Source organism: Peribacillus cavernae (assembly GCF_003989135.1).
In the GTDB taxonomy this organism is placed as follows: domain Bacteria; phylum Bacillota; class Bacilli; order Bacillales; family DSM-1321; genus Peribacillus; species Peribacillus cavernae.
The window spans coordinates 1-12,660 of sequence record NZ_RYZZ01000018.1 but is presented as its reverse complement, the minus strand read 5'-3'; the positions used below and the strand labels follow the sequence as shown (position 1 = coordinate 12,660).

The window sequence follows — 12,660 nt, the reverse complement described above, 5'->3', positions numbered from 1 at the left end:
GTCTAATCGGATTTGGTTGAACATAGATTTCTCCCTACTTTAGAGAAATTTTTGGTCTCATACAATGAATAATTAAGATAATTGTTAAAGATTTGATGTGATTTAATTATTGATAAAGCTGAAGTTCTAGCGACTTTGATGTTTCTCTGCCAACCCAAACAAGTCTTTGTCTATCAATTCGTTTATTTGATTTTCATCTAAACCTATTTGTTGAAGTACTTCTAATGTATTTGCTCCTCGCTTTCCGCCAATGTATTTGTATTGTTGCTTATATGCGGTTGACTTAATTGGAGATGCGATTTGTCTTTGGGATGTTCCGTTATTCCTAGGGACATCCACGATCATGTTTCTTGCTTGTATTTGTGGATGCTCAATAGTCTCGGAAAGTTTAAGTACAGGCTCTACACAAGCCTCCACATCTTTAAAAATATTCAGCCATTCACCATATGTTTTTTCCAAAAAAGCTTCTTTGACTGCTTCTTTAAAGGTCCTTTTGTCTTCAGGTTTTGTATTTCCTGCTAGATTAACCATATGCGGAATGCCTAATGCTTCACATAATTTTTTTCTAAATGAGGGTTCAATGCTTCCCACTGAAAAATATCGTTTATCCTTCGTTTCATAATAATCATAAAAGGACCCGCCATTCAGTTCCGTTGCTTCCGATTTTGGCTCAACCCCACTAGTCAAATAACCAGAACCAAACATTGCATTTAATGCAAAAGATGAATCCATCATGCTGAGATCAATATGTTGACCCTCGCCGGTGTGTTCACGGTGGATAACCGCAGACAAGATAGCAATCACACTATGCAAAGATCCACCTGCCATATCTGCAATTTGAATTCCCATTGGAACAGGACGCTGATTTTCGCGTGTTGAGTAACCAGCCACTCCGGCGATTGATAGGTAGTTGTTATCATGTCCTGGCCGATCACGATATGGACCTGTCTGACCGTAACCAGAAAGAGAACAATAAATAATTGTTGGATTCACCTCTTTAAGAGATTCGTAGTCGAGGCCAAGCCGTTCCATTACACCAGGCCTGAATTGTTCCAAGACAATATCATAATCAAGAATAAGTCGTTTAACAATCTCAACTGCCTCCTGCTTTTTCAAATCCAAGCTAATTGATTTCTTAGAGCGGTTCAAATGTTGATGTGTTGCCGAATCTTCTCCATCTAATGGTTCTAGTTCTCTTATAAAATCCGGCAAATTTGGTGATTCAACACGTAATATTTCAGCACCTAAATCAGCCAGCATCATCGTAGCATATGGACCAGGTAATAACTTGGAAAAATCAAGTATTTTTAAAGAATTTAACACTATTTTCTCACCTCTACTAAAAAAATGTAGCTAAATCCATTTCAAAGCTATTAATTTACCTTCTTCTGTCCGATCCAATGCATTTCCCTCAAACGGTATTTTTGTAGTTTACCCGTAGCTGTTTTTGGTAAAGAATCCACGAACTCAACAGCTTTAGGTGCTTTAAAGTGTGCCATTGCAGATCTGCAAAAGTGAATAATCTCCTCTTCCGTCACATTTGCATCAGGCTGTAACACAATGATTGCTTTTGGTACCTCACCCCATTTTTCATCAGGAATGGCAATAACCGCAGCCTCCCTGATAGCCGGGTGTTTATACAAAACACCTTCCACCTCTGTAGAAGAAATATTTTCTCCTCCTGAAATGATCAAATCCTTGGCGCGATCTTGTATCTCAATGAACCCATCTGGATAAGTGACCGCCAAATCGCCGGTATGGAACCATCCATCCTTGATTGCAGCTGATGTTGTCTGCGGATCCTTGTAATATCCCGTCATCACAACGTTGCCACGAGTAATGATTTCTCCTAATTCCTTCCCATTCCAAGCGACTTCTCCCCCATCTGGATGAACGACCTTTGTTTCCCCATTAAAAGCGAGTTCAATCCCTTGTCTTGCCTTAATAGTTGCTTGTTCATCCGCCGATTTTGAATCAAATTCTTTTTTCCACTCACAATAAAGAATGAAAGGAGAGGTTTCCGTCAGACCATAGACATGGATCATATGTAATCCAAGGATTTCCTGTGCTTTATGAATCAGAGCCGCCGCTGGAGGTGCACCAGCTGTCGCCATGCGCGGGCGTGTCTTAATATTAATTTCCTTAGCTTTGGGCTCATTTACAAGCATATTAATGACAGTCGGAGCACCACATAATAGAGTGATATTTTTACTTTCAAACAACTCGAGAATCACAGGTGGCTCCACCTTTCTCAAACATACATGGGTGCCGCCAGTCGCAGTGATCGCCCAAACACCGCCCCAGCCATTCGCATGGAACATCGGTAATGTATGAAGATAAACATCATCGTGGTTGACACCAAGGTGATACATGAAATTAGCCGCGTTCATGTAATTACTGCGGTGGGTTAACATCACTCCTTTTGGTTTTGATGTCGTTCCGCTAGTATAATTCAATGTTAGGAGTTGATTTTCATCGATTTCAACCTCTGATGGTACGGCTTTTTCTGGAGCATGTTGAAGAAATGCCTCTTAATCCACTCCATTTAGAGAAGTCTCATGTCCTGCAACAGAAACGATAACGAACTGTTCCAATGATAGGTTACCCTCGATTTCCTCAATCGGCTCGCTAAACTCTTCATCTACAATTAACATTTTCGAATCACTGTGATTGATTATGTACTCCAAGTCTCCTGCTGATAACCGGTAATTCAAAGGTACCATTACAGCGCCAAGTTGACAGATACCGTAAAAGCACTCCAACATATAATGAGTGTTGGGCAACATTACCGCAACGTGATCACCTTTTTGGATACCTGCTTTATGCAAGGCAACCGAAAGCTGATCTGTACGTTCTCCAAATTCCTTATACGTAAACTCCTTCTCTCCATCGATAACAGCTGTTTTTTGCGGATAATATTTGACTGCCCTTCGCTTCCAGTCAAGTGGGGTTAATGGGGAAAACAAATTAACACAGCTCCTTTTTAAAATATATTTGAATACATCTCAACCTTTTTGACACGAACATTCCACATTAACTTCACGAATCGTGCCATTCCATATTTTGATTCGTACCCATAAATGCTTTTTAGATAGCCATAATCCAGGATGATGTTCGGTGACGGAGCAAATAGCTTATTCTTGAAGTTAAATAACGCCTACAATAAAAATAATAATCTAATTGCTTCTTTCTTTAAAGAGAAAATACAGAATTTTTATAGTAATTAGACAAATATATCAAACCCACATTCGGCAGGTCCCAAGTCAAAAAGTGAGTCACAGATGTTCTGCACTTAATAAACAAAGAGAAAACAGCACCATTCCTTAACTCTGGCACTGTTTTTCAATTAATGAATAACTATTTTCTACCGTATATTCCTCTTAGGATTGGGCGGGGTGGTATTTGCATGTGGCGGCGCCCCGTTACCTCGTATGTTGGTTGCCTGTTTGACCGAGTTTGTGATGTTGTGGATCACATCACCCACATCCTGGGCAGATTCCAGCAAAGGATCGACTGTCTGCATTTTATGTTTCACATCGACCGTGATTTGATTTGCTGTGTGGATCAGCTCCCTGGATTCTTCCGTCAGGCCATGTACCGCGTTCCTCACTTCATCAAGGGTCCGGTTGGTTTCACCCAGCGTCACCATCCCCTTTTGAAGCAATCCTATTAAAAATACAACAAGCCAGATGAAGGCTATTGCGATGGCTGCAATACTGAATTCAATAAGCATAAAAGAAGCTCCTCCTTTTTAACCATTTTATGTACAAGCTCCGCAGATATTCCTTCCTTATACTTTCCAAATGGATCTACTTATCAGCTTCTCATTACACATATTCCTACAAAAACAAAAAAACACAAATGCTGCACCCCTTTACACTCGGGAAGCAGCATTTGTATGTAACTAAAAATATAAGGTAGTGTAACGTATCCATACTTCCGGTGAAGTTGAGGACTGGAATACACAGTTAATTAATCCTTATCTTCACACCCCCATCTGGTTTGGAGCTGGTTGTGCTTGTCGGATGGTCGTTATTGGGTTTGTAGACGGTTGGGTCTGGCGGACTATCATGACTGGGTGTGTGGCTAATTGTGTTTACAGGAGTATCGTTACTGGGTGTATAACTGTCTGCACTTGCAGGATGGTCATTACCAGGTGCTGAACTGGCCGTAGTTGCGGGATGATTATTTGTGTCAATGGTTTCGCTTCGAGGAGTCTCGTTGTTTTGAACGGTCCCGGCCCGTTTTACTGTATCTGTTACACTGTGGATCACTTCGCCTACATCCTGGGCGGATTCTAACAGCGGCTCAAATGATTTGATTTTACTTTGGATATCGACAGTGACCTGGTTGGCGGAATGAATTAACCTTTGGGATTCCTCTGTCAGGCCAGTGACGCTGTTTTTCACCTCCGCAATTGTGCGTTGGGTTTCCCCGAGAGTTTGGATCAATTTAGCGGCCAAACAAACAAAGGCAACTGAAGCGCTGGCTACGCTGACCTTAATAATCATGAAGCTTCACTCTCCTTCCGTTCATTTTATGTACTGGCCGCGAGCTATATTCCTCAAGTTACAGGATTGAAATCAAGTTTGGGCATTACCAAGACTGTCTTTGGATACTTCTTAAGATGATACAAAAGATAGTTAAAGGCTGAGGTAATAAAAGGGTGTGGGTCATTAACAGGACAATAATAAAAAGAGAGACAGGAATGAGTTCCTGTCTCTTTGATCTTAATCAATCATGAAAATTCATTCCGTCTGTAGTTGCTTTGATAACACCAGCGCGGATGACAAAGTCACCGAAGTGCTCGCCTTCCTGCCGTTCTTTCGCATAGCGTGGAAGAATCACACGCAGTTCGTTCAAAATTTCTTCTTCATTGATGTTTTCGCGGTACATTTTGCTTAGACGGCTGCCGTCAAATGCAGCACCGAGATACATATTGTATTTGCCGACCGCCTTGCCGATAAAGGCAATTTCGCCGAGCGCCGGACGGGCACAACCGTTCGGACAGCCAGTCATACGGATGGTAATTTCTTCGTTTCTCAAGCCGTTTTCATCAACAATGGCCTCGATCTTTTCAAGTAGAGCCGGTAAATAGCGTTCTGCTTCCGCCATTGCCAATCCGCAAGTAGGTAAAGCGACACACGCCATTGAGTTGCGGCGGAGTGCTGAATAATGCTTGCCATCTGTCAAACCGTATTGTTCGATCAGTTCGCTTATCTGTTTCTTTTTCTGGCTTGATACATTGGCAATAATCAGGTTTTGATTTGCTGTCAGACGAATATCACCGGTATGGATTTTGGCGATTTCGCGCAAGCCGGTCTTCAGTTTGTAATCATCGAAATCCGCGACGCGGCCGCCTTCAACAAACAGCGTAAAATGCCATTTTCCTTTAATGCCTTTCACCCAGCCGTATCTGTCGCCGTTATTGTCAAAATGATACGGCTTCGCTTTATCCAGGCTCCAACCGAGGCGGTTTTCCAGTTCAGCCTTGACCGTTTCAAGCCCAAGTCGGTCCACTGTGTATTTGAACCGGGCATTTTTGCGTTCAGAACGGTTACCGTAGTCGCGCTGAATCGTAATCGTTTTTTCAGCCACATCAAGAATTTGGTCCGGCGTACAGAAGCCGATTACTTTGGCAAGCTGCGGATACGTCGCTTTGTCGCCGTGTGTCATGCCCATGCCGCCGCCAATCGCCACGTTAAAACCGACAAGCTTGCCATCTTCAACAATCGCTATGAGTCCAAGGTCCTGTGAAAAGACATCAATGTCATTCGATGGCGGAACAGCGATACCGATCTTAAATTTTCGTGGCAGATAAAGCGGTCCGTACATTGGTTCAGCTTCTTCCACTTCCGGAGTTCCGGCCACTTGTTCTTCATCAAGCCAAATTTCATGATACGCTCTCGTCCGGGGCAATAAATAATCACTCAACCGTTTCGACCATTCATATACTTCGGAATGGATCTCAGATTGATCTGGATTCGAAATGCACATGACATTCCGGTTCACATCGCCGCATGCAGCAATCGTATCCAAAAGAGACGCATGGATTTCCTGAATCGTTTTTTTCATATTCCATTTTAAAATACCATGCATTTGAAACGTCTGTCGTGTTGTCAGTTTTAAGGTGCCGTTGCCGTATTTTTCGGCAAGCTCATCCATGACAAGCCATTGATCCGGTTTTGCTACTCCGCCTGGCATACGGACGCGCAGCATGAACTGATACGCAGGTTCAAGCTTTTGCTTTTGGCGCTCATTGCGAAGATCCCTGTCGTCCTGCAAGTAGCTGCCGTGATGTTTCATCAGGCGATTGTCATCATCAGGAATCCCGGCGCTGATCGGTTCTAGCATCACTTCCTTCAGTGTGCCGCGCAAATAGTTGCTTTCTTCTTTGATGCGCTCAACATCGCTCGGCGGGCCATCCGGCGATTTTAGAATTGGGTTCACCATGTTGAAAAAACTCCTTTCAATCTAAAATCAATATACATCACGCTGGTAACGTTTTTGCTGTTGCATGTCGGCAAGATAGTCTTCCGCTTTTTCACGGCTCATGCCGCCTTCTTTTTCGATAATATCAATAAGCGTGTTATGGACGTCATGTGCCATGTTTTTCTCATCGCCGCAAATGTAAACGGCTGCTCCTTCTTGAAGCCACTCGAACAATTCTTTGCTGTGCTCAAGCATGCGGTGCTGCACATACACTTTTTCATCCGAGTCACGCGAAAACGCAACATCCATTTTCGTCAGGACACCATCTTTCACCCACTTTTGCCAGTCGGTCTGGTAAAGGAAGTCGGTTACAAAATGCTGTTCGCCGAAGAGCATCCATGACTTTCCTTGTGCTCCCATTTCTTCACGTTCCTGCATAAAGGAGCGGAACGGTGCAATGCCTGTTCCCGGCCCAACCATGATGATCGGCGTATCCGGGTTCTTTGGCAGCATAAAGTTTTGATTATGCTGAATGTAAACCGGAAGCGTGTCCCCCGGCTGCAGACGTTCTGCGCAAAGAATAGAGGTGACTCCCTTTCGTTCCCGTCCGTGTGTTTCGTACCGGACGGCGCCGATTGTCAAATGCACTTCATCCGGATTCGCGGATAAGCTGCTCGCAATCGAATAAAGACGGGCCGGCATTTTCCGGAGAATGGAGATAAGCTCTTGCGTTGAGACACCCCATGGGCCAAAGTCACGGACCAAATCAAGCAAATCGCGGCCTTCAAGATACGCTTTTAATTTCTCTTCATTGCCCGGCGATAAAAGCTCCCGTAAATCCTCATTCGTTGAAAGCTGCACCGCTTTTTCAAGAAACGGTTTTGTTAGAACCGTAATTTCAAAGTGAGAGATGAGCGCTTCTTTAAGCGGACGAACGTCTCCCTGTTTATTGACCGTCACAATTTCTTCCGGATCCCATTTCATTTCTTCAAGAAGCAGGTCTACAAGAGCCGGATCGTTTTCCGGATAGATCCCAAGGCTGTCACCCGGTTCAAATGTGAGGCCAGACCCTTCAAGCGATAACTCAAGGTGGCGTGTTTCTTTATTCGAGCCGCGGCCGTTCAAATTTAAATTCTCAAGTACTTCCGCTTTAAACGGATTTGTTCTGGAATACGCAGATTCAACTGCTTGAGGAGCTGAGACATGAGCAGTTGCAGGAGCAGCACTTCCTCCCTGTGCTTCACTTAAGCCCACAAGGACTCCATCAAGCCATTCGGCCGCCGGCTCATCATAGTCAAGGTCGCAGTCAAAGCGCGGATAAAGCCGTGTACCGCCGAGCTCTTCCAACCGTTGATCGAATTCTTTTCCCGTCTGACAGAAGAACTCATACGAACTGTCTCCCAGCGACAAAACAGAAAAGCGGAGATCGTCAAGCTTTGGTGCCCGTTTGCCAAGAAGAAACTCATGGAAAGGCAACGCGGTATCCGGCGGGTCGCCTTCTCCATGTGTGCTCACGACAATAAGCAGGTTTTGGACTTTCTTCAAATTGTTCGGCTTAAAGTCGCTCATCGACGAGACGGTTACTTGAAAGCCGCGCCCCTCAAGCGTCTTGCCCGCATTCTCCGCAAGCCCCTGCCCGTTTCCTGTCTGTGATCCGTAAAGAATGGTCACTTCTTTTGAGATTGTCTGCCCGGTGCTCCCGGCAGGAAGCTCTGCCGCAGACGCGTCTGGTGCTCCCGGAACGGAAGCAGACTGGGACGCGGCCAGATAACCGCTCAGCCAAACTTTTTGTGATTCTGTTAAGGTCGGCAGAAGACGGTTAAGGAGCTCTGCCTGCTCCTGATTAAACGGACTGTTCATTACCTGAAGTTGCAACGATATCCACCTCACGAAGGAATATAAACTTATTGTTTACGTCATTTTATTTTTTAATGACTGATTTCAACAATTCTTGCCATTCACTTTTTAGTGAAAAAATAATTAATTTTTCGCATCTCTATTATCCCTATAAATTAAGTCGGTTTTAATTATAAGCCATTCGAAAATGCTTTAATAATTAAACTTTACCGGAAGACAAAACATTAGTAAAATACATATAAATTATTATAGCTATTAAGATTACTAATAACAAGGTGGGATTTTCTTGTACTATGACGCGTTAAAAACATTTGTAACCCTTGCAGAAGTTAAAAATTTTACAAAAACAGCTGAAATACTTCTCATGTCACAACCAAGTGTAAGTTTACATATAAAAAACTTGGAAAAGGAATTCCAAACTAAATTATTTCTACGTTCCCCAAAATTCTTAAAAATTACTCCAACTGGCGAGATTTTATACGATCGCGCAAAGCAAATGATCACTATTTACGAACAGACCAGACAAGACATTCTCGAACACCATAACTCGATAAAAGGAGAATTAAAGATAGGCGCAAGTTTTACAATCGGCGAATATATTTTGCCTTCCCTACTCTTTGACCTTCAAAACAACTATCCAGAACTTGAACTTCAAGTGATAATTGGAAATACAGAAGAAATCGTTCAATCTGTCCGGTTGTTTCAAGTAGATATAGGTTTAATTGAAGGTCAAACAAATGAAAAGGAGCTTTCCGTACACGCTTTTATGCAAGATGAGTTATTTATTGTTGCTTCGAACGATCATGAACTCGCTTGTAAAGATGAAGTTCCAATTGCTGACCTTCAGAATCAAGCATGGGTAACCAGAGAAGTTGGATCAGGTACGCGTGAATATCTTAACCACGTCATTCGTTCAAATGGTTTGAAAGTGAAATCTTTTCTTACCATAAGCAGTAATCAAGGAATTAAAGAAACAATTATAAATGGTATGGGGTTATCTCTCCTATCCCGTAGTGTTATTGAAAGAGACGTACAGCATAGGAATCTTTCTATTATTCAGTTGAAAGATCAATCCTTTAACAGAACGCTTTCCTATGTTTATTCCCCCATTATGCAAGATAAAAAGAACGTTGTGACATTTATAAGTGCATTAAACAAAAAATGGCCTAGTTGTCAGTGAATTGATTTTTGCATCTTAAAAGAGCGCATTATCCGCATTAATTACTTAATCGCCTTGCTAACTTTCAGCTTCTTTCCTTTGATTGTTGTATTCTCCATAGCTTGTAAGACTAACGAGCCTTTTCCATTAAGAATATCAACATATGACAAATTATCCTGGATGGTTATAATTCCAATATCATCTGCAGTTACTCCAGGAATTTTCGCAATAGTTCCAACAAAATCTACAGCTCGAATCTTCTTCTTTTTTCCGCCGCTGAAATGGAGTTTCATGATATCTTGGTTTATTCTGGCAGTTCTATTATTTTTCACGACTCGGCGGCCGCCGATTTTTTCTTCGAAAGCGGCTTTTCCTCTAGCAACCTCCTGATGTCTAGGAGCTTCCATTGTAGGGATCTCAAAGCCAATGTATTTTTCAATTGCTTTAATAAATTTCCCTTCATAAGGTGTCGCAAACGTAATCGCTTTTCCTTTATTGCCGGCACGCCCGGTTCTTCCTGTTCGGTGGACATAGCTCTCTTTTTCCATTGGAACGTCATAGTTGATGACAAGTGTCACATTATCAATATCAATTCCTCTCGCTGCTACATCGGTGGCCACAAGATAACGGAAGTTCCCCATTTTGAAACCATCCATAACGGCAAACCGATCTTCTTGTTCTAATCCTCCATGAAGTCTTTCACAAGAATAATTGGATTCTTCCAATTCGGTATACACTGTATCGACGTGTTCTTTGGTTCTGCAAAAAATCAAACAGCTCTCTGGGTTTTCAACGACCGTAACGTCTTTAAGCAGTGAAATCTTTTCTTCTTCTTTCACTTCGATTAAATTATGTTCAATTGTCTCCGTCGTTATCCCTGTAGCAGCAATCTCGATATTAATAGGGTTTTTCATATATTTATGGCAGAGATTTTCAACATCTTTAGGCAATGTAGCAGAAAATACCATCGTTACTCTGTTTGAAGGGAGTTCTTTTATAATCGCTTCTACTTCGTCGATAAAACCCATATTAAGCATTTCATCAGCTTCATCTATAATAAGATACTTTGTTTGGTCTAAAACTAGGGTTCCTCTTTCGATATGGTCCATCACACGTCCAGGTGTACCGACGACTACATGAGTTTTTTGTTTCAATTCTTCTTTTTGTTTCGCAAAAGGTTCTTTTCCATAAACGGCCATAGCTTTAATCCGTTTAAACCTTCCAATATTCGTTATATCTTCTCGAACTTGAACAGCAAGCTCCCTTGTTGGTGTAAGAATTAATGCCTGTGGTCTTTTTTCCTCCCATTCAATCATTTCGCAAATAGGTATACCAAAGGATGCAGTCTTGCCACTGCCTGTTTGAGATTTTACTACAAGATCCTGATTTTCCAATGCCACTGGTATTACTTCACTCTGAACCTCTGTGGGAGTTTCGTATTTCAACACAGCAAGTGCTCTTCTTATTTCATCGCTTAAATTATAACCCTCAAAACTTGTTTCACTCATGTATTAACCTCGTTTTTTTTGTATTATCCGACTTATATATAGGATTATCTCAGGAGAAATATCTTATGCAAAATCTGACTATGGTTCATTATACTTGAAATGCCTGACAAATCGGCTTTAATTTTGAATGATAAAAAACCTTAAACATGATATTATGAAAATATAATATATAGAGGTGGATTATTGGTTTGAAAATGGCATTAACATTATATATCTAATGCATGGAGCAAGTGTAATTGAAGGAATTGAAGAAAAAACATAAAGATTACAGTTTTTTTATTCTTGGCTCAAATTCGCATCATACAACCACCTTTGTCATTTCGTTAAACTTGACCCAAATCGTTTATTACTATTTCATCCCTTTATTATCCACTTCCTTCTTGGTAAGAGTAATAAACTCCCCCCAGTAATTGTACTTCTTTCCTCAGGAATTAATCCATTTTGAAATCAAACAAATGTCTATGAATGTTGTTGTTTCTTTGATTGGACAGCAACTTTATGCAATTCACCGATTTATTAAGCAATATAACCATTAAAGGAGGTCACGAAATGCAATACTTATGTATAAAGGATTGGGAATTGAACGGTACAGTATATTTCAAAAAGGATAAAAGCTACAAAGGCAGAGAGGTCAAGTTAGTCGTCGATAGGCAAATAAACAGTATAAAAATGATTGGTGAAAACAATTTGCGAATAAAATTCCAAAAAGATAATGAGTATTTTAGTATAACATAATTACTATGAATACTATAAAAATTAATATAGTTAACTAGGATTCAAAGAATAAATAAACGAATGACTTTACAGTGAATACTGTAAAGTCATCCATATAAATCTTTCAAAATTGTACCCTATTTGCACCTGAGCTTTATTTCTTATAATTCATATATCCCCCAAAACAATAAAATGTTTTTATTCTAGTGTTATTTATAATAAGTGATATTTGTTTTGAAATCTTTGAAAAAACATCAATAATATTAGGAACATTTGAATCTAATAAAATCCCCAAAACAGTTCCACTATGAGCTATAAAAAGCCCACCCTGGAATACGTTGGATAACCTTTCAAATTCACTAAAGTAAGGTTTTGGTAGTATTTTTTGGTTAATATGAGCACTAATCGTAGCTGCCTTACAAATTAAAGATAAATCTTTATTTCCCATTCCTATCTTTACTAACTCATACGCCTCTAAAAACTGATTTCGATCCCGCCCATCATACGGTTTCAATAATTGATTAAATTGAATGGTATCTACCATTCCCCCTACATCAATACCAATTAACAAGAATGGGGGTAAATGACCCAAGCTTTCAATAAGTTGGCCATTTAGGTAGTCATAAGCAACAACATCATCATACATTACTCCGTCTGTAGGCTCGATTTCACTCGCAATTGAGGATATAATATCTTCTGTCAGCGGCAGGGAGTAACTATGGGCAGTTGCTTTGATTGCAGCCACAATATCCGCCGAACTGCTCGCCATTCCCTTGCCGACTGGAATATTTGAGTGAATCCATAGACGTCCTCCACCCTTCATATCAAACCATTGAAGTAACTTTTTACAAGCTTCTATGGCCTTAGTATTTGAGCGCGAGCCAGTAATCTCAATATCTGTTTTATCTGGTATGAAGCTAGCATTACTTCTTAATGTTGGTATTGGCAGCGTTATTAATAAAGTAGGGAAACCACTCTCGTGGCTTCCCC

The 12,660-nt window shown here is 41.1% G+C and carries 9 protein-coding genes and 1 pseudogene; 2 read left to right on the top strand and 8 right to left on the bottom strand.

Going from position 1 to position 12,660, the window contains the following annotated elements; translation table 11 throughout:
* Positions 1–126 precede the first annotated feature (126 nt).
* The 6 genes and pseudogenes from ELQ35_RS13855 to ELQ35_RS13830 form a co-directional block, all read right to left on the bottom strand.
* On the bottom strand, positions 127–1,323 hold the full coding sequence (locus ELQ35_RS13855; protein WP_126865419.1) for a CaiB/BaiF CoA transferase family protein: 1,197 nt from the start codon (positions 1,321–1,323) through the stop codon (positions 127–129).
* A 50-nt stretch (positions 1,324–1,373) separates the two neighbouring features.
* Positions 1,374–2,966, bottom strand: a pseudogene (locus tag ELQ35_RS13850) (long-chain-fatty-acid--CoA ligase).
* Between the two features lie 398 nt (positions 2,967–3,364).
* Complete coding sequence (locus ELQ35_RS13845) at positions 3,365–3,733, bottom strand: DUF948 domain-containing protein (RefSeq protein ID WP_126865418.1); 369 nt, start codon at positions 3,731–3,733, stop codon at positions 3,365–3,367.
* Positions 3,734–3,968: 235 nt separating this feature from the next.
* Positions 3,969–4,511, bottom strand: a complete 543-nt coding sequence (locus tag ELQ35_RS13840; protein WP_126865417.1) for a DUF948 domain-containing protein — start codon at positions 4,509–4,511, stop codon at positions 3,969–3,971.
* 223 nt (positions 4,512–4,734) lie between these two features.
* Entirely contained in the window at positions 4,735–6,453 is a 1,719-nt protein-coding gene (gene cysI, locus ELQ35_RS13835; RefSeq protein WP_126865416.1) for an assimilatory sulfite reductase (NADPH) hemoprotein subunit, read from the bottom strand.
* 27 nt (positions 6,454–6,480) lie between these two features.
* Positions 6,481–8,307 carry an assimilatory sulfite reductase (NADPH) flavoprotein subunit gene (locus tag ELQ35_RS13830; RefSeq protein ID WP_126865415.1) on the bottom strand — a complete coding sequence of 609 codons (1,827 nt, stop codon included), beginning with the start codon at positions 8,305–8,307 and terminating at the stop codon, positions 6,481–6,483.
* A 268-nt stretch (positions 8,308–8,575) separates the two neighbouring features.
* Here ELQ35_RS13830 and ELQ35_RS13825 point away from each other — a divergent pair, with 268 nt between their 5' ends.
* Positions 8,576–9,469 (top strand): LysR family transcriptional regulator, encoded by an 894-nt coding sequence (locus ELQ35_RS13825; RefSeq protein ID WP_126865414.1) that lies wholly within the window; start codon positions 8,576–8,578, stop codon positions 9,467–9,469.
* Between the two features lie 41 nt (positions 9,470–9,510).
* Here the strand turns inward: ELQ35_RS13825 and ELQ35_RS13820 are convergent, their stop codons facing one another.
* Positions 9,511–10,956 (bottom strand): DEAD/DEAH box helicase, encoded by a 1,446-nt coding sequence (locus ELQ35_RS13820; protein WP_126865413.1) that lies wholly within the window; start codon positions 10,954–10,956, stop codon positions 9,511–9,513.
* Positions 10,957–11,505: 549 nt separating this feature from the next.
* On the opposite strand from ELQ35_RS13820, the gene ELQ35_RS13810 reads away from it, so the two are divergent.
* Complete coding sequence (locus tag ELQ35_RS13810) at positions 11,506–11,691, top strand: hypothetical protein (RefSeq protein ID WP_126865412.1); 186 nt, start codon at positions 11,506–11,508, stop codon at positions 11,689–11,691.
* A 133-nt stretch (positions 11,692–11,824) separates the two neighbouring features.
* Here ELQ35_RS13810 and ELQ35_RS13805 read toward each other — a convergent pair.
* The coding region (locus ELQ35_RS13805) for a GHMP family kinase ATP-binding protein (RefSeq protein WP_126865411.1) at positions 11,825–12,660 on the bottom strand (836 nt) is incomplete at its 5' end.

Bases quoted from the DNA above. Each gene is read 5' to 3' on its own strand.
- ELQ35_RS13820 (WP_126865413.1), bottom strand. From the start codon at position 10,956: ATGAGTGAAACAAGTTTTGAGGGTTATAATTTAAGCGATGAAATAAGA.
- ELQ35_RS13845 (WP_126865418.1), bottom strand. From the start codon at position 3,733: ATGCTTATTGAATTCAGTATTGCAGCCATCGCAATAGCCTTCATCTGG.
- ELQ35_RS13810 (WP_126865412.1), top strand. From the start codon at position 11,506: ATGCAATACTTATGTATAAAGGATTGGGAATTGAACGGTACAGTATAT.
- ELQ35_RS13840 (WP_126865417.1), bottom strand. From the start codon at position 4,511: ATGATTATTAAGGTCAGCGTAGCCAGCGCTTCAGTTGCCTTTGTTTGT.
- cysI (WP_126865416.1), bottom strand. From the start codon at position 6,453: ATGGTGAACCCAATTCTAAAATCGCCGGATGGCCCGCCGAGCGATGTT.